General features: G+C 37.8%; 19 protein-coding genes. 10 read left to right on the forward strand and 9 right to left on the reverse strand.

The features are described 5' to 3' along the window. Positions 1 to 11: 11 nt before the first annotated feature. Positions 12 to 461, reverse strand: coding sequence for an Lrp/AsnC family transcriptional regulator (locus tag ACFX4W_RS29375; RefSeq protein WP_013055467.1), 450 nt, complete (start codon positions 459 to 461; stop codon positions 12 to 14). 172 nt (positions 462 to 633) lie between these two features. On the opposite strand from ACFX4W_RS29375, the gene ACFX4W_RS29380 reads away from it, so the two are divergent. After that, positions 634 to 1,254, forward strand: a complete 621-nt coding sequence (locus ACFX4W_RS29380) for a YitT family protein (protein WP_043980417.1) — start codon at positions 634 to 636, stop codon at positions 1,252 to 1,254. Positions 1,255 to 1,292: 38 nt separating this feature from the next. Here the strand turns inward: ACFX4W_RS29380 and ACFX4W_RS29385 are convergent, their stop codons facing one another. The 5 genes from ACFX4W_RS29385 to gnd form a co-directional block, all read right to left on the reverse strand. Next, positions 1,293 to 1,904 carry a DUF1349 domain-containing protein gene (locus tag ACFX4W_RS29385; RefSeq protein ID WP_028407502.1) on the reverse strand — a complete coding sequence of 204 codons (612 nt, stop codon included), beginning with the start codon at positions 1,902 to 1,904 and terminating at the stop codon, positions 1,293 to 1,295. 154 nt (positions 1,905 to 2,058) lie between these two features. Beyond that, positions 2,059 to 3,387, reverse strand: coding sequence for a GntT/GntP/DsdX family permease (locus ACFX4W_RS29390; protein ID WP_013081793.1), 1,329 nt, complete (start codon positions 3,385 to 3,387; stop codon positions 2,059 to 2,061). A gap of 270 nt (positions 3,388 to 3,657) precedes the next feature. After that, positions 3,658 to 5,184, reverse strand: coding sequence for an NCS1 family nucleobase:cation symporter-1 (locus tag ACFX4W_RS29395; RefSeq protein ID WP_043980420.1), 1,527 nt, complete (start codon positions 5,182 to 5,184; stop codon positions 3,658 to 3,660). A gap of 278 nt (positions 5,185 to 5,462) precedes the next feature. Continuing rightward, on the reverse strand, positions 5,463 to 7,004 hold the full coding sequence (gntK, locus tag ACFX4W_RS29400; RefSeq protein WP_043980421.1) for a gluconokinase: 1,542 nt from the start codon (positions 7,002 to 7,004) through the stop codon (positions 5,463 to 5,465). 25 nt (positions 7,005 to 7,029) lie between these two features. Continuing rightward, a complete protein-coding gene (gene gnd, locus ACFX4W_RS29405) occupies positions 7,030 to 7,929 on the reverse strand; it encodes a phosphogluconate dehydrogenase (NAD(+)-dependent, decarboxylating) (RefSeq protein WP_377560485.1) in 900 nt (299 codons plus the stop codon). Positions 7,930 to 8,079: 150 nt separating this feature from the next. Here gnd and ACFX4W_RS29410 point away from each other — a divergent pair, with 150 nt between their 5' ends. After that, on the forward strand, positions 8,080 to 8,925 hold the full coding sequence (locus ACFX4W_RS29410; protein WP_013055460.1) for a MurR/RpiR family transcriptional regulator: 846 nt from the start codon (positions 8,080 to 8,082) through the stop codon (positions 8,923 to 8,925). Positions 8,926 to 9,094: 169 nt separating this feature from the next. Further along, positions 9,095 to 9,574 (forward strand): GNAT family N-acetyltransferase, encoded by a 480-nt coding sequence (locus tag ACFX4W_RS29415; protein ID WP_025749861.1) that lies wholly within the window; start codon positions 9,095 to 9,097, stop codon positions 9,572 to 9,574. A 125-nt stretch (positions 9,575 to 9,699) separates the two neighbouring features. Here ACFX4W_RS29415 and ACFX4W_RS29420 read toward each other — a convergent pair whose 3' ends face one another. Then, positions 9,700 to 10,236 carry a phosphatidylglycerophosphatase A family protein gene (locus tag ACFX4W_RS29420; RefSeq protein ID WP_043980427.1) on the reverse strand — a complete coding sequence of 179 codons (537 nt, stop codon included), beginning with the start codon at positions 10,234 to 10,236 and terminating at the stop codon, positions 9,700 to 9,702. 173 nt (positions 10,237 to 10,409) lie between these two features. Between ACFX4W_RS29420 and ACFX4W_RS29425 the strand changes: the two genes are divergently transcribed. The 5 genes from ACFX4W_RS29425 (at position 10,410) to ACFX4W_RS29445 (ending at position 13,486) form a co-directional block, all read left to right on the forward strand. Further along, positions 10,410 to 10,796, forward strand: a complete 387-nt coding sequence (locus ACFX4W_RS29425) for a hypothetical protein (protein WP_029324785.1) — start codon at positions 10,410 to 10,412, stop codon at positions 10,794 to 10,796. Positions 10,797 to 10,958: 162 nt separating this feature from the next. Continuing rightward, positions 10,959 to 11,684, forward strand: coding sequence for an alpha/beta hydrolase (locus ACFX4W_RS29430; protein ID WP_043980431.1), 726 nt, complete (start codon positions 10,959 to 10,961; stop codon positions 11,682 to 11,684). An 82-nt stretch (positions 11,685 to 11,766) separates the two neighbouring features. Next, positions 11,767 to 12,279, forward strand: coding sequence for a YjcG family protein (locus ACFX4W_RS29435; RefSeq protein WP_013081786.1), 513 nt, complete (start codon positions 11,767 to 11,769; stop codon positions 12,277 to 12,279). A gap of 5 nt (positions 12,280 to 12,284) precedes the next feature. Further along, positions 12,285 to 12,719: a GNAT family N-acetyltransferase gene (locus ACFX4W_RS29440; protein WP_043980433.1), complete on the forward strand. Its 435-nt coding sequence runs from the start codon at positions 12,285 to 12,287 to the stop codon at positions 12,717 to 12,719. Between the two features lie 89 nt (positions 12,720 to 12,808). Beyond that, complete coding sequence (locus tag ACFX4W_RS29445) at positions 12,809 to 13,486, forward strand: DUF421 domain-containing protein (protein ID WP_013081784.1); 678 nt, start codon at positions 12,809 to 12,811, stop codon at positions 13,484 to 13,486. Positions 13,487 to 13,561: 75 nt separating this feature from the next. On the opposite strand, the gene ACFX4W_RS29450 is transcribed toward ACFX4W_RS29445, so the two are convergent. Continuing rightward, complete coding sequence (locus ACFX4W_RS29450; protein WP_043980435.1) at positions 13,562 to 13,813, reverse strand: hypothetical protein; 252 nt, start codon at positions 13,811 to 13,813, stop codon at positions 13,562 to 13,564. A gap of 378 nt (positions 13,814 to 14,191) precedes the next feature. Between ACFX4W_RS29450 and ACFX4W_RS29455 the strand changes: the two genes are divergently transcribed. Then, complete coding sequence (locus tag ACFX4W_RS29455) at positions 14,192 to 16,510, forward strand: ATP-dependent helicase (protein WP_043980436.1); 2,319 nt, start codon at positions 14,192 to 14,194, stop codon at positions 16,508 to 16,510. 407 nt (positions 16,511 to 16,917) lie between these two features. Further along, positions 16,918 to 17,706, forward strand: coding sequence for a M48 family metallopeptidase (locus ACFX4W_RS29460; RefSeq protein ID WP_241771365.1), 789 nt, complete (start codon positions 16,918 to 16,920; stop codon positions 17,704 to 17,706). Between the two features lie 47 nt (positions 17,707 to 17,753). On the opposite strand, the gene spoVIF is transcribed toward ACFX4W_RS29460, so the two are convergent. Further along, the gene (spoVIF, locus tag ACFX4W_RS29465) at positions 17,754 to 18,011 is read right to left on the reverse strand and encodes a sporulation-specific transcription regulator SpoVIF (protein ID WP_013055449.1); all 258 of its coding nucleotides are present in this window, start codon (positions 18,009 to 18,011) and stop codon (positions 17,754 to 17,756) included. Positions 18,012 to 18,086: the final 75 nt, after the last annotated feature.

An 18,086-nucleotide genomic window follows, 5' to 3' on the forward strand; every position in this document is an offset into this window, starting at 1 on the left:
AAACCGGCCTCTTATGGGGCCGGTTTTTGTACAGGAGTAATCATCCTGTTTTCTACAGGCGACTTTAAAATAATTGAGGTATTCACATTTCCATAAGGAATCAGTTCATCCACTAGCATTCTAAGTCCATCCATTCCAGACACGGCTGCTTTGATAAAGTAAGAAACCGGCCCCGTTACGCGATGACATTCAAGCACGTCTTCATTTTGCTCAATAAAGTCTTCAAATTCCTCCGGTTTTCTTTTTAATTCGCTTACTTGAATAAACAGCTGTGTATCTCTTCCTAAAGCTTTCGGAGACACCGTAGCGCTAAAACGCTGGATCACTCCTCGTTCCTGAAGACGCTGCAGTCTTTCTGATACGCTTGGACGGCTAAGAGCCAGCTTTTTTGATAAATCACTAATCGTCATACGTCCGTCCCTTTGCAAAATAGACAATAGTTGTGCATCGATTTGATCCATCCAAACCTTTCCTTTCAAAATGAATATAATAAATAAAATCTTTATTCAAGTTGATAAAAGAACAAGTATTATTTCCTTCATTTATACATGTGTTTTCTTTATTTAATATCCTATCATTAAAGTAGATAATTGAAAATGAAAATTCCGAAAAAACAAACAAAGGGGTTTATTTATGCGAAAAGTTTTATGGATTATTCTTGGATGTACGATTGCAAGTATTGGTGTTCTTATCTTGCGGCACTCTCACGTAGTGACGGGGGGAACAGCTGGTCTGTCCCTTAGCTTGTCATATGCCCTTCCCTTATCGTTTGCGGTAATCTTTTTTCTCATTAATATTCCTTTTTATCTCTTTTCCTTCTTTCAAATGGGATGGAAATTTACCGCCACAACTATAGGATCAGTGTCTTTGCTATCGCTTCTCACTTCACTCGATCACTTGCTTCCTTCTTTTACACTTCCCAGCCTGATGGGTGCTGTTACGGGCGGACTAATTGCCGGCCTTGGCTTATCCATTTTATTTATGAACGGAGCTTCTCTCGGCGGTGCTAATATTCTAGCGTTATTCGCACAGCGAAAATTCGGCTGGGATCCTGGAAAAGTGAATTTTTCATTTGATTTCCTTGTCGTGCTGTCGAGCATGTATTCAATTGGACTTTCAAAAGGAATTTTCTCTGTTATATCCATTGCGATTACAGGTTTTGTCATCAGCTACTTCAAGCAAAAAATTGCTTTACACAATCAACCGACATCCGCTTCTGTCACACAGCCTTTAGATAATGCGCTTTCTAAATAAAAACCACGATTTAGCTGTAGCTAAATCGTGGTTTTTATTTACATTTTTTCTACTTTTATAAAATCAAATTGGGCTTCATACCCTTCTCCTTGAGGACTACAAGCATAAATACCAACTTGAACAGGTTCTTTGGTTGAGTTCAATAAGTGAGCGAGTCGGAGCTGAGTCCAAGAATCTCCATCACTTGAATAACAAACGGTGTAATCATCGTTTTTGCGCTGAATTTTAAAATAAAGCGCTGATTTGTTTTGAGTAAAATTTTGACTGGACCAATCTGAGAAGCCCTGGTTGGTTACGACTGCTCCTAATTGGTTAGGACCATCGGGATTGTATTCAACTGACGTTTTGATCCACGTATCTTTTGATACACGAATCATGAGACCTGCTTGATCGTAGCGATTAACTGGATATGTATGCACCTTTGTCATGATTTCAAAGTCGCCTTCTACTTCACGGTAAAGAAAGTGTCCATTGTCCGCTTCAAAGCCATAATGAGTACGCTGCCAAAAATCCGTTTTAGCGTCTGTTTTAATCACTAATCGATTCGTTTCTGTATCAATTTGAAATTGAGCTGGTGGACAATACCAAGAAACGTCTGAATCTAATTTTCCTTCTGAAAAGTTTGTGAAAAATACTAGTTGATTACTCACTCTCTGTCATTCCCTTCTTAGAAGCTATTATTCTTCTATTTCCATTTTGCCATAATTTAACGAATAAATAAAATATTTTGATTATTTTTCTTGCAAATTCTTTTCTTTCATAAAAAAATAAGACTCTTTTACATAGAGTAAAAGAGTCTTATTTTTAAATTAATGCATTTAGAATAAGTGCTCCTGCAAAAGCAATAAAGGATAGAAGCGTTTCCAGAACGGTCCATGTTTTGAACGTTTCTTTCACTGTTAATCCTAAATACTCCTTCACCATCCAGAAGCCAGCATCATTAACGTGAGAGAACATTAGTGAACCCGCACCCGTAACGATAACAAGCAGTTCTAAGTTAACACCGGACATATGCTCAATGATTGGTGAGACAATACCAGCCGCTGTTGTTAATGCAACTGTTGCTGAACCTGTAGCAATACGGATTAATCCAGCAATTAAAAATGCAAGTACAAGTGGTGATAGAGATAGATGTTCAGACATTTGACCAATCGTTGTACCTACTCCGCTATCGATTAATACTTGTTTGAAGCCGCCCCCTGCACCAATAATTAAGACAATAGATCCTACAGGAAGCAAACATTCTTCCGTTAGTTTTTTAATCACATCTTTTGTCATACCTTGACGTTTTCCAAGCAGGTAAAACGCTGCAAAACAAGCAATTAAAAGTGCAATTAATGGACTTCCTATTAATTCTACAAACTTCACTACGCCGCTTGGCAATCCGTTAATAACAGGTGCTATAGCTGCTAAGACCATTAATAGAACGGGCAGTAAAATGACAAAAAATGAAACGCCTGTACCAGGAAGATCTTTTGATGTTGTCGTAATACGAATTAGATCAGGTTCTCCTTCTGGAATCACTCGTTTGTGAACCCATTTTGCAAAAACCGGTCCAGCGATAACTGCAGCTGGAATTGAAATGATTAATGCATATAAAAGCACTTTCCCCGTATTTGCTCCGTAAATACTAATAGCTGCCATCGCACCTGGATGAGGAGGAACGAGACCGTGAACAATTGATAATCCCGCAATAACCGGCAGAGCAATCAATAATATATTTTGTTTTGTTGTTTTATGAATGGAAATAACTAAAGGCAGTAGAATTAAAATTCCTACTTCGAAGAAAACAGGAATACCAATAATGAAACCTGCTACTAGCATCGCCCATGGCAGTCTTTTCACACCGAATATTCTTACGAAATAATCCGCTACCTGCATGCCGGCACCTGAATCGGCCATCAGCTTACCTAAAATTGTTCCCAGCGCTAAAATTCCTACTAAGTGGCCTAAAACACCGCCCACTCCCGTTTCGTAAGCGCCAACAATTTTATCCATTGATAACCCAGAAGCAATTGCCAAAAACAAACTCGCAACCGTTAAACTAATAAACGCATGCCATTTAAAAACTGAAACACCTACAATAACAATAACAATTGCGGCAACTGTAATAGCTAATAAGTATGCATCCATCTTGCTTTCCACCTTCCCTTTAAGTAAACGCTTTCTCTATGTAGCAAAAAAGCTCTACATCCTGTGAATTTTTTTAAAAATAAGTTTCAATTATCGAAATCGTTTACATTAATTATTTTAGAAAACGATTTCATTTTTTTATTACTTAAATTATATGAAAAAAAAATTCTTAAATCAACAAAAAAACTCAAAAAAATTTTATCAATTTTCTTCCATACAGTTTTAACACACAAAAAAATCCAATCATGTTAATGATTGGATTCATCTTATTTATTTGGTGATGGTTGGATCCGCCGTTTGACTGTCGATAATCGTTTTTTCGCTTGTTTTTAACGTTATTTCTTCATATTCCCCCGGCGCTAATACACTTTTATCTCCTCTCATGAGATACGTGTAAGCGATGATAGAAATGAATAGACCAAATGTCCAGGCATTATCCCATAAAAAGCGCAGTCCAGGAATCAGTAAGCCTAAAACGGGTATGGCCACGCCAATTACTAATGCATAAATGCCGTTTTTATTAAAACCTGTTGAATAACTGTAGCGACCGTTTACCTCATATAAATCCTTTAATGCCATCTGTCTCCTTCTTACAAGCCAGTAGTCAGCAATGGCGATGCCGTCTATAGGGCCAAGCAGCGCTCCGTATGTTCCAAGCCAGCCGAAAATATAGTTCCCGAAATTAGACATGATGTACCATGGCTGAAGTAGAATAGCAAAAATACCGGTCACTAGCGCCCCCATCGCAAACGTGATTTTCTTTGGATTCAGATTCTCAATTGCACGGGCTGGTGCGACGATATTTGCTCCCACATTAATCGTTAAAGAAGAAAGCACGATAACGATTGTTCCTAAGAAAATGATAAACGGAGGGAATTTAGCTACTAAGGCCACTGGATCCCAAATAGCTTCTCCAAATATAACGATTGTTGCTGAAGTAACGGCAATTCCAATAAATGAAAAAATACTCATCGTCAATGGCAAGGAAAAGGTTTGCGCAACCATTTGAGATTTCTGACTTCTAGCATATCGACAGAAATCTGGAATGTTCAAAGCGAGCGTCGCCCAAAAGGCAATAACCCCCGTTAAAGCTGGGAAAAATACGGCTAGAAATTCTCCTGTTGATGTAAATTTAGAAGGCGTAGATAAAATGGGGCCCCACCCTCCCGAGTTTGTATAAGCCCATATAAAAAGAATAATAGCCGAAATACCAATAACCGGAGCAGCAATCGCTCCTAATACTTTAATCGCTTGCGGACCTTTATATGCCACTCCTACATTTAAAAGCCAAAAAAGAGCAAATACAATAGCTGTATGACCAGTTAAACCATTCCAAGACGAAAACGAAGCGCTTAGAAGTGTATCAATTGCTTCCGTTCCAATCCATGTATTAATTCCAAACCACCCAGCAGCCACGATGGCCCTAGCCAGTGCTGGGATATGTGCTCCTTTATCTCCAAACCACAGGCGGGCAAATACTGGATAAGGAATGCCAAACTTGGTTCCAGCGTGAGAATTAAGCAAAATAGGAATAAGAACAATAACATTTCCTAAAAAGATTGTACCAATTGCTTGCCACCAGTTCATTCCAAGCGTCATCATTCCACTCGCCATTGTGTAAGCTGGAATACACAGACACATCCCAATCCAAAGCGTGGCAAAGTTAACTCCTTTCCAAGAATGCTCTTTCATCGTAGTCGGACGTAAATCCTCATTCCAAAGGTCACTGCCGCTCAGCTGATTGTGCGTCTCATCTGTGAGCGTCACAATTCCATCTTGCTCAATTTGTGTTTTCATCCATAAAACCCCTTTTCATAAAATAAGTTCATTTCAAAAAACAAATTTTATTTGAATTTTCTGAAATATAAAGGCGTTTGTGACGATTCCTTCTGGTATGTGATAAATACTAACGTTATCCCTTATTATATTTAATGAGAAACGGGGATACACTGGACAAATTGTAACATTATTTGAGGGAACTTTTATATATTGTGTAGTGTCAACTCTTTTGGTTGTTAGATAACCTAACACACAAAAAATCATCGCTTGAAAACTTCAAGCGATGATTTGTGAACTTAATGTACATATTTTTTTTGAAAAGCCGTAATGCTTTCGTATTCTTCTTTAAATAAGCGAGCCAAACGAATATAGATAGTCGTTAACTCTTTATATACTTCACTGTTTTCTTTGATTGGATAATGATGATTAGTCGCTCCAACCATATCAGAAACAACGTTCAATGAGTCAACTTCGCCAAGGCTATATAAGCCAAGGATAACTGCTCCTAGACATGAACTTTCAAAACTTTCCGGCACGGATACTTCTTGGTTAAAAATATCTGCCATCATTTGACGCCAAAGTGCGGAACGTGCAAATCCGCCTGTTGCCTGAATTTTTGTAGGCTCTCCAATTAACTCTTCAAGTGCCAATAATACCGTATACAAGTTAAAGATAACGCCTTCTAATACAGCACGAATCATATGTTCTTTTTTATGATGCAAACCTAGGCCAAAGAATGAACCTTTAGCATTTGCATCCCAAAGCGGCGCACGCTCTCCTGAAAGGTATGGGTGAAACAATAAGCCGTCCGCTCCCGGTTTCACTAAAGCTGCAATATCCGTTAATACTTCATACGGATCTTTTCCAAGGCGTTTAGCTGTTTCTACTTCCGACGCTCCAAACTGATCGCGAGCCCATCTGAAAATCATACCGCCGTTATTTACAGGGCCGCCAATTACCCAGTGGTCTTCTGTCAACGCATAACAGAAAATACGACCTTTCGGATCGACTACTGGCTTGTCAGTCACTGCTCGAATAGCTCCGCTTGTCCCGATTGTCACAGCCACAACGCCTGGTTCAATTGCATTTACGCCTAAATTTGATAATACACCGTCACTTGCACCTACAATAAAGGGCGTATCTGGAAGTAAGTGCATGTCAACTGCAAGCGCTGGGTTTAGCCCTTTTAACTGATGCATTGTTGAAACAGGAGTGGATAACTGATCGGTTGTAACACCTGCTACTTTAAGTGCTTCTTCATCCCACGCAAGATTTTTCAGATTAAACAAACCCGTTGCTGATGCAATCGAATAGTCGATAACATATTCGTTAAACAACTTAAAGAATACATATTCTTTAATCGAAATAAATTTATGTGTTCCCTTCACTAGTTCAGGCTGTTCATTAGATAGCCATGTTAGCTTGGAAAGCGGCGACATCGGATGAATAGGCGTACCCGTACGCAAATAAATCTCATGACCATTGTATTCATTTTTAATTTTTTCCGTCCATTCTGCACTTCTATTATCCGCCCACGTGATACATTTTGTCAGCGGCTTTCCCTGCTGATCAACGGCAATAACACTGTGCATAGCTGAGCTGAATGAAACGCATAAAATATCCTCAGGTTTTACATCACTCGTTTTTACAACCGTTTGAATTGTACGTACAACTGCTTGAAAAATTTCTTCAGGATCTTGCTCAGCCATCGCGGGCGTCGGCGAGTATAATGGATACTCAATCCCATGATTTGCAATGACTGTACCGTCTACTGAAAACAATACAGACTTTGTACTCGTTGTTCCGATATCTACACCTATTGCATATTTTTTGCTCATGCTGCTGTCCCCCTACTTTACTACTTTACTTATTTACAACACCGTGGCCGCCGAATTCGTTTCGAAGTGCTGCTACAACTTTTCCTGTAAATGTATCTTCCTCTAATGAACGATAGCGCATCATTAGCGATAAAGCAATAACAGGAGTTGCCGTTTGAAGATCAAGAGCAGTCTCTACGGTCCATTTCCCTTCGCCAGAAGACTGCATGACTCCTTTAATACTGTCTAGTTTAGGATCTTTTGAAAACGCATTTTCCGTTAGTTCCATCAACCAAGAACGAACAACAGATCCGTTATTCCAAACGCGTGCTACGGCTTCATAGTCGAAATCAAACTGACTTTTTTCCAGGACTTCAAATCCTTCAGCAATGGATTGCATCATTCCATATTCTACACCATTGTGAACCATTTTTAAAAAGTGACCGCTTCCGCTTTTACCTGCGTACATAAATCCATTTTCTACGCAAATATCATTAAAAATCGGTTCAATTGTACGGAATACTTCCGCATCTCCACCGATCATTGTACACGCTCCGTTTCTTGCCCCTTCCATTCCGCCGCTTGTCCCTACATCAAAGAAGTAAATACCTTTTTCCTGAAGATCCTGAGCACGTCGAACAGATTCTTTATAATTAGAGTTTCCTCCATCTATTATAATATCTCCTTCTGACAGAAGTTCTTTTAGTTCTGTAATAACATTTTCCGTTACTTCTCCAGCCGGAACCATAATCCATACAACTTTAGGTGAAGGAGGAAGTTCATTAACTAACTCTTCAACAGTAAAGGAGCCAGTTGCTCCTTCATTTGCAAGTTTTTCTACCGCTTCTTTATTTACATCATAAGCTACTACTTCATGATGGTTGTCCATTAAATTTAATGATAAATTATATCCCATTTTTCCTAAACCGATTAATCCAATTTTCATTTTACAAACTCCTTTTGAAAAAAAATTTCACATTACCTCCATTATACGAATTATTTTTCATTTTGCAATCGTTTACAAGAAAATTTTTTTCACTCATATTTTTATGCTATACTCTTTTTACTACTAAATTCGTGGAAAGGAACATCAGTTATGACGCAAAATTGCTTAGGAAAAATTCGTTCTCACTATGCTAGATTCAGTGAAAAAGAGAAAAAAATAGCAAATTATATTTTAGAACAGCCGGAACAAATTATTCACAGTACCATTAACGAAGTGGCAGACGATTTAAATGTAGCTGATGCAACAGTCTTTCGCTTTTGTAAACGAATTGGCTTCAAGGGCTATCAAGCGATGAAAATAGCGCTGGCTGCTGAAATTATGACGCCTATTCAGCAGATTCACGAGGAAATTGCTGAAACGGATAATGAAAAAACGATTGCTGAAAAAATCTTTCGCTCCAATGTACGAACGCTTGAAAATACATTACAAATACTAGAAAGCAACGCTATTGAAAAAGCCGTCAAACTTCTTATGAAGGCGGATAAAGTTCAGTTTTATGGCACGGGCGGTTCTTCCGTAGTGGCTATGGATGCTTTTCATAAATTTGTTCGAACAGGAATTAAAACGTTTGCATTTATTGATTCCCACTTCCAGCTTATGTCCGCTTCTCAATTAACAAAACAGGATGTAGCGGTAGTGATTTCTCATTCTGGAACAAATAAAGACACAATGAACATTTTAAATACAGCAAAAGCGAACGGTGCCAAAACGATCGGTATTACGGGTTTTCCAAAATCTCCATTAAGCCAAAATGTCGATGTTTCTCTTTATACGAGTTCAGAAGAAACAGAATATCGATCTGAAGCTCTTGCCTCGAGAATTGGACAGCTAAGCCTCATTGATGCTTTGTACGTTAATGTAATGATCGCGAATAAAGATGCCTCTAAACACTCGCTTGAAAAAGTACGCGATGCCATTGCTGAAACTAGAATTTAACGTTTCGCTCTTATATATTCTTCAACTATAACATCAAACAGAGCATAGAATATATGCTCTGTTTAGTGCAGTTCTTCGCTTAAAATTTTCAAGTTTTAATTCTCATTTAACATTTTTTAAGTTGCTACATATGATAAAGCACAACTTTTAAAAAGTAGGTGAAGTGTGTATGGAGATTATCTATCGCACTGCAAAACTCGATGATTATACAGAAGTAAATAAAATATTAGGGGAATCACTAGAACTCCACGCAAATGCGCTTCCTTCTATGTTTGATAATCAGATGGCTGTTCTATCTCCGGAACAATATCAAGCTACTCTTTATTATGCAACCATTGATATTCTTGTAGCTCAATATCGAAATCAAATTATTGGGGCGTCTGTTGTTGAATTAAAATATAACCCTCCCACTACATTAGCTCCTCTTTCCTACACAGCGTACATCCAATATTTTGGCGTTAAGAAAGGCTTTCAAAATTATGGCGTAGGAAAAAGTCTTTTTTCTGCTACGAAACAGTGGGCTGTACAAAAAGGAGCAAATGACCTCCAGCTTACCGTATGGGCATTTAACGAGAAAGCACGTGCTTTTTATGAAAGTCTTGGGCTGAAAAACTTAAGCTACCTTATGACTACTTCACTACAGCCATAAATCGTTCCATTAACGGATACTAGACACGCAGGTGATACGTGCCTAGTATCCGTTATTTAAATAAAAGACTAAATCATTTCGGCGTGTTAATTTACGCAGCTTATATACATACTAAAAGAAATTTATTACGTAGCCGGATTGCCTTCTTGCAGCTGTTCTTGTTCATCACGCTGACGGTGAGCTAAACGACTTGCCGCACTAGAAGCCACGCTCGCTACTAAATCATCTAAAAAGGTATTAACTCCTTTTTCTTTTTTACAGTCCAGCTTTTCAATAATGCCTACTTTTACTTTATCTAAATAGCCAAAGGTCGTAACAGCGATACTGCCATAGGTTAAAACGGCACCTAAAGCAATCGTTTCGTCAACACCAAACAACCCTTCGTCTTGTTCTACAATGCTTTGAAGAGGTTCTGATAATTTATGTTGCTCAGCTAACTTATCAAGTTCGATTCCAACTAGAAGCGCATGCTGAATTTCTCTCTTTTGCAGTACTCTCTCTACGCTCTCAGCGCATTCCTGAATGGTTAGAGCAGGATGATATGGAAGCTGTAAATCATACACAATTTCAGCAATATCTAAAACTGTTACGCCACGCTCTTCTAGCAAATCAAATGTTGCCTTTGCTACTTCTTTGCTCGTTGGGATTTTTTTCGCTGTCATGTCTCTCTCTCCTTTTCAAGTTGTTGTCTCTCTTTATATTAAATTCGATGAGAGGCGCTAAAAACCTTTTTTGTTTCATCCACCTGAATTCATAAACTCGTCACATATCTCTTTAGGCGCTCATTACATTTACTTGCTATAATAAAATTATCTAATCAGGAGGTTTGTCTACTGTGGAAGAAAAACAAAGTAAATTTAGCAGAGGCTTATTATTATTTTTTATTGGCGCAACAGCCCTTTTCTTTATCGTCTTAATCGTTCTGTTTCTCATGTCTACTTTTGGAAAAAGCGAAAAAGAAGCCGTAGCTCTTCTAGCAGGGAATCACTACGCTATCGTTAAGGAAGAGAATTCATATACTCTTTATGATCAAAAAGAAAACAAGCCTATTTTAGAAGATGTAAACGGCTATTTCGGTGCTCGCAATATCCGAAGTTATGTAAAAAATGACACAGAATTGGTTTCGATTGATGAAAAAGAAGAAGAATATACGAAGAAGCCGCTAGAAAAAGCCAGCCAAGCAGAAAAAGCTATGTTTAAAAAAATGAAAAAATTAGATTAATCAAAAGCGCTTCAGTCGATTCTGAAGCGCTTTTTTAATGACGCATGCCTCTTTCTCGTCATTCGCTAAAAAATTCGTTACAATAAAATAAAGAACGGTTATTAGAAAATGTGTTACAATAAAGGTAACGCTTTCATTCAAATGCATAGGAGTCGATTATTCATGTCAGAAAGTAAGCGGAAGTTAGAAGAAATTTCTTTTTATAGTGACGCACTGCAAGAAGATGTCACGTTACTAGTCTATTTGCCGTCAAACTATTCTACGCTCTATAAGTATTCCTTACTTATTGCCCAAGACGGAAAAGATTATGTTATGTACGGACGGACACCTCGTTTAATTGATGATTTAATGAACGAGTCGGAAATCGATCGTACTATTTTTGTTGGAATTCCATATAAAAGCGTGGAAGACAGACGCGATAAGTATCATCCAGAAGGAAATCAAGTAGATGCTTACATTCGCTTTTTAGCACATGAACTTGTGCCATTTTTGGATAAAACATATCCTACATATCAAATGGGAAAATCACGTGTTCTAATTGGTGATTCGCTTGCTGCTACAGTTTCACTGCTGACGGCCATTGCTTATCCTCACACGTTCGGGAAAGTAATTATGCATTCTCCTTTCGTGAACGATGCTGTATTACAAACGGTCAACTCATTTGCTTCTCCTTCACTTCTGGATTTTTATCATGTTATTGGAACTGAAGAAACGGCTGTCAAAACAACGCAAGATGGTATATTGAATTTTATTGAACCTAACCGCCTGTTGCACGAACAAATGAAGCAGCGTGGATATTCTGTTTTCTACGAAGAATTTAATGGAAATCATACGTGGAAATACTGGCAAAAAGACGTAAAGCGGTCGCTTCAATACATGTTGAAGTAGAAAGATATCATATTTTTTGAAAATTTGTTATAATAAGCTCGCTTTATACATATTTTATGATCTTACTTTGGAGGGATTTTTTATGAAATTTGGCGTTGTACTTTTTCCATCTAAAAAATTGCAAGATGTAGCGAATTCTTATCGAAAGCGCTATGATTCTCACTATTCATTAATTCCGCCTCATCTTACATTAAAAGAAGTCTTTGAAGCTACAGAAGACCAAATTGATGAAATTGCGGCTAACTTGCGTAAAATTGCCGAAGAAACAAATCCATTTACATTAAATGTAACGAAAGTAAGCTCATTTTCACCAGCCAATAACGTTATTTACTTAAAAGTGGAACAAAAGCAAGAACTGACGTCACTTTACAATAAACTTCATGAAGGCAATCTCGAACAGCCAACTGAATATTCATTTATTCCACATATTACAATTGGTCAACGCCTTTCAGATGATGAGCACTTAGATGTGTATAGCCAGTTGAAGCTTGTAGATGTCGCTCATGAAGAAACAGTGGATCGCTTTCACTTAATGTACCAGCTTGAAAATGAAACATGGACTGTGTTTGAAACATTTCGTCTTGGAAAGGGATAAGATACGTGAACATCAAAGTACTAACGAACAAACAAGATCATTCTGATGCTTACTTCGTACGTCAAAAAGTATTTGTAGAAGAACAGCAGGTTGATGTAGAGCAAGAAATCGATGAATACGATACCGAAGCCCTGCATTTAGTTGTATACAAAGGAACTGCACCAATTGGGGCAGGACGCTTCCGTATGGTAGAGGACTATGGAAAAGCAGAACGAATCTGCGTTCTTTCTTCTTATCGAAAAGACGGTGTAGGAAAGCTTTTGATGGATAAGTTAGAAGAGGTCGCAGCAGAGCATGAGATTGAAAAGATTAAGCTGCATGCTCAAACGCATGCGGAAGGATTTTATAAAAAGCTAGGCTACGTAACGGTTTCAGGTGAATTTATGGATGCTGGAATTCCACATGTAGAGATGGTAAAGAAACTAAGTAAAAAACACTAGGAATTGAACCTGGTGTTTTTGCTTTTTTAAAGGATAAGAACCTTTGCTTTGCTTATACTAATACCTAATCATGTGAATTAGGTGAAAATATGGATGAACTTATCGGAATTGCATTAGAACTCTTTATCGGATTTATCTGCCTGTTTATTTTAACTAAATTTTTAGGCAGAGCGACGATCACTCAGCTTACCACTTTTGATTTTATCTCTGCTCTTGTATTAGGAGAGTTAGTAGGAAATGCGCTATATGACTCAGAAGTAGGAATAGGCAAAATTTTATTTGCTGTTATCTTTTGGGGAGCGCTTATTTATGTCACCGAAGTTATTACTCAAAAAAATATTCGCCTGCGTTTGTTTTTAGAAGGACGGCCATCTATTATTATTCGAAAAGGGAAAATTTCGTACAAAGAACTTAGCAAAAATCGATTGGATATCGATCAGCTTCTTCATATGCTTCGTTCAAAAGACATATTTTCCATTCGGGAAGTTGAATATGCGATTTTAGAAACAGATGGATCACTAAGCGTATTGCCAAAATCTGATTATGCTAAGCCGACAAGAAGCGATCTACAGCTGCCTCCTTCTGAACCCGTTTTATCTATCGCCTTCGTCAGTGATGGACGTTTGCTTTTGAAAAACTTGATTCAGTCAGGCTTTGATGAAGACTGGTTAAAGACACAGTTGAAAAAACAAGGATTTACCGATTATAAACAGGTGCTTTATGCTGAATGGCAGCAGGGCAGTACTCTTTTTATTGAATCTTACTAAGATGTTTTTACTTGTTCATTACTTTGTTAAAAAATCGTGAGCGCATTCATTCTGCTGCGCTCACGATTTTTTGTATTAGACACGTGTATTAATCACTAGGCCCTTATTTGTTAGCTTGCTGTATACACGTTCTGCTGCTTGAAGCTTTTTTCGCTTTTGTACTGAACTTGGCGTCAATTCCAGTAAGTGAGAACGCGATTCAAACTCTTCGTCAAAGCTTTTTTTCTCAATAGGCCAAATACGATTTGAAAAAGAAGCATTATTTTTTTGAAGGCGATTTGCATATTGAATAGATTGATAAGGCGTGACGGGCAGTATATATCCCATATGAACCCTCCTCTTTTTCAAGATACCTTCTACTCCCAGACCTCAGTATTTTTCTCAAGAAGTATCGACATTGAAACAGCTTACTTAAATCCTCTACTTTAGACTTGCTCAAAACAGATGGCACCTTGTATCTATACCGCCTTTTTTGAACATATGTGATGTCTTATTCAATATATACCCTTTTTTACATCCTATCCCTCCAAAAATATCCGTGCTCTTTTTAAAAAAAGGTGATTTTGATATGATAGACTTTGACTATAAAACAAAAACTGTGCGTATACACACATCTATATCGATGTAGAACGAGAGCGGCTTCTTGCTTTAACTCCCTCTTATTTACTATTGATTATTCATGTTTTAAAAAGGAGGCCATGTTTTTTGCAACGTGCACTTTATCAAAATCAGATACTTAATCTTGCTATAACGGCTAGAGACCGATTTCAATATTTATATGAAGCTAGTCTCCGAGGAGAAATAACGTGTGCTCACTGCGGAGAACCAGTTAAATTATATCTGGGGATTGAGCATTCTCCTTACTTTTATCATGCTCAAGTTCCCCATGAAAGAGAAGAGTGTTCAGACATACTATCAGAAACAACAGCTGTGCAACAAATAAAAGAAACTCCGGCTGAATACAGAGAAACCAATGGATTTCGTATTCCTAAAGGACGAGCTATTGGCGAGAAAAGTTCAACTGTAAAAGAGAAAGCAACATGGAGGTCTTCCGCACCTTTTTCAAGTGTTCCTGCTTTTCGCTTAAAACCAGCTGTTCCTAAACACTCTGACTCTCCTTATTTAAATGAATTTAAAGAGAGCGGTATTGAATTAGATTCGAACCAATGGAAAGCTGTTACACATTCAGAAGGACCGCTCCTTATTCTAGCCGGTGCAGGCAGCGGAAAAACGCGTGTATTAACAGCTCGCACCGCATATATGATACAAGAAAAACAAATTGATCCAAAATCCATTATGCTGGTGACTTTCACGGCTAAATCAGCTAAAGAAATGAAAGAACGATTGGCTACATACCCAAAGATGTCCGGCTTACATCTTCGTCAAATGCTAGTTGGAACTTTTCACAGCATTTTCTTACGTATGATTGTTCATCATAATCCTCAAGCGTGGCAAATGGACCGCCTGCTAAAATGGGATTGGCAAAAAGAACAGATTGTGAAAGAAGCAGCAAGAGAGCTCCACGTGGATGAAAAAGATTTTCCGTTTGATCAGGCACTTCAGCAAATCGGCTATTGGAAAAACACGCTTGTTGGCGTGAAAGATATTCGCCCAAAGGACAAATGGGAACAAGATGTGCACTTTTTATATCGTCGTTATGAAGAAGTCAAAAAGCAAAAACAGCTATTCGATTTTGATGACATGCTGTATGGATGTTATGAAATGCTAAAACAAAATCCCGATTTACTAACCCGTTATCAAAAAAGGTTTCGCTATTTTTTAATTGACGAATTTCAAGATATCAATAAAGTTCAATATAAAATTATGAAAATGCTAAGTGAAGACTCTAAAAACTTGTGTGTCGTAGGAGATGATGATCAATCAATTTACGCTTTCCGCGGAAGCGACCCTTCGTTCATTTTAAACTTTGAAAAAGATTTTGCTAATACAACTGTTATTACGTTAAACCAAAATTATCGTTCAGCTCATGCCATCGTTTCTTCTGCGAATAAAGTCATTGCACGAAATACAGCGCGCCGACAAAAAGAAATGGCTGCCCAGTTTGATAATGAGTTGCGACCTACATTCTTCTTTCCATACGACGAAGAAGAAGAAGCAACAATGATTGTAACGGATATGAAAGAAAAAATTAAGCAAGGGGCTTCTCCAACTGAATTCGCGGTCTTGTACCGAACTCACGCTTCTTCACGCGCCATCTTTGAACGTTTATCGCAGTCAAACCTGCCATTTTCAATCGAACAAGATGCGGATTCTTTTTATAAAAGACGAATGGTTCGAAGTTTACTTTCATTTCTACGCTTGAGCGTGAATCCAAATGACGCAAGTTCGCTACAAGATTTAGTAAACGCACTCTTTTTAAAGAAAACAGCAGTCAATGACTTAAAAGCAGCAAGTATTCTTCATGATGGTACATTTATTGATGCACTTGAATATCTTCAAGATTTAAAACCGTTTCAGCAAAAAAAGCTCAAGAAAGTAATTCCTTTATTCAAGTCGCTAAAATCAATGTCTCCTTCTTTGGCACTTGAGACAATTTCTAAAGATATGGGATTCGATGATTTTGTCAAAAAACGCGGAAATGAAGGAAATATGATGGAAAAAGGTTCGGATGACGTGCGGGATTTAAAAGTTGTAGCACGTAAATTTAAAACCGTACCTGAACTGTTAGAGCATGTGGATCATATGATTGCCATGAACACAGAGATGAAAGCTTTAAGCAAGCAATTTAATGAAAGTATTCAACTAACCACAATTCATCGAGCAAAGGGTCTTGAATATAAGCATGTATACGTACTGAGCAGCGTAGATGGCGGATTGCCTCATGATTATGCACTCGAAGCTTATCGAGGCGGAGATGATGTGCCGCTTCAAGAAGAACGCCGCCTTTTATATGTAGCCATGACGCGTGCACAGAATTCACTTTACTTATCTGTTCCGCAAACTAGAAGAGGTAAAACCGCTTATCCTTCAAGATTCCTGAAGTCGTTTATAAAAAAAGTGTAAAGGAAAAACAGGCTGGGACAAAAGTAGTTTCATTAAATTGCAACACGAACTATTTATCTATCATAAACAGATAAATAGTTCGTGTTTTTTATAATCGCGGTGAACGCAGGTGCTTCTAGCTGTTGGTTGAAGGGCAAGGCGAAGACTCCTGCGAGGACAGATGAGCCCCCGCAGAAAGCAACAGCGGTCGAGAAAGCAGTCCAGATCATGTATCCAGATTGTTTGTCCTTAAATTGGATTCCTGTAGTTATGTTTCAACCTCTTTATCTTACTTCAAGCTAGCGTCCATAACTAATATTCTCACCATCTATTATTAACCAAATATTCCACTAAGAGGTAGATATTCATAAGTGGATGCGTTACACTACGTTATGTACTGTACTACTATATTTTAGGGGGCTCCATTATTGAACGCAAAGCTTATTCATGAAAATGAAAAGATTTTTTTCATTCTGTGTATGGTTATCAGCTTATTAACCTATTTCTTTTTAATTATTTCACTCGTTGGTATTATTTATCTTGTAATCGGTTTTTTAATTACATTTATACTCCACGGTTTCTCTATTGCTCAAATTCGCAATAATGGAGTTAGATTGACAGAGAAGCAGTTCCCGCACACTTATCATCAGGCAAAACATTTATCTTCAGAGCTGGATTTAGAGCTGCCCGATATTTATATTGTTCAATCAGGCGGCTTGTTAAACGCGTTTGCTACACGTTTTTTTGGACGTCACTTTGTCGTTTTATACTCCGACATTGTTGAAATGATTGAAGATAATCAAGAAAAAGAACTTTCTTTTATTATTGCCCACGAATTAGTTCATATCAAACGTAAGCATACACTCTACCACTCACTTATTCTACCTGCTCTTTGGGTTCCTTTTTTAGGAAAAGCTTACTCTAGGGCCTGTGAATATATGTGTAATCGCATAGCTTCCGTTGCGATTGGGGATGCAAAAGCTGCCACTCAAGCACTCACTATACTTGCGGTTGGTCATTGTCTAAATAAAAAAGTAAATCAGGAGGAATTTGTTCATACGCACTCACAGGAAAAAGGTTTTTTTATGTGGTTGACTCAAGCTACTTCAACTCACCCCCCTCTCGCTCATCGTATTAAAGAAATTAATTACTTAGCACAGCATCCGGAACTGTTTGATCTTGATTCTAACGCATTTCAAACAAATGAAATTGCATAAATAGAAAAAAGCCCTGACACGTCAGGGCTTTATATAAAAACATTAAATTATTTTTTCTCATTTAGCATTTTAGCGATGGTCGCAAAATCAATGGATTGATTATTGTTTGCAATCGCCTTAACAATTTGTTCTTCTTTTTGTTTTGAAATTGGCTTATTCGCAATTTGTGCTACTCGCTTCACAATATTACGCACCGTTTGCTCATCTTTAAAATTAGCATTTTGTACAGAATTCGCAAGTTCAAAAATATCCTTCATATTAACGCCTGTTTTCTTTTCTATATTTTTAAACATATTATTATCCATTTTGCATGACCTCCTTTATTTATACTTCATCGTATGCACCATGTGCCTAGATGGTGCCCTTTACATTTAATAAAA

The organism is Priestia sp. YIM B13489, from assembly GCF_042787645.1.
GTDB lineage: Bacteria > Bacillota > Bacilli > Bacillales > Bacillaceae_H > Priestia > Priestia megaterium.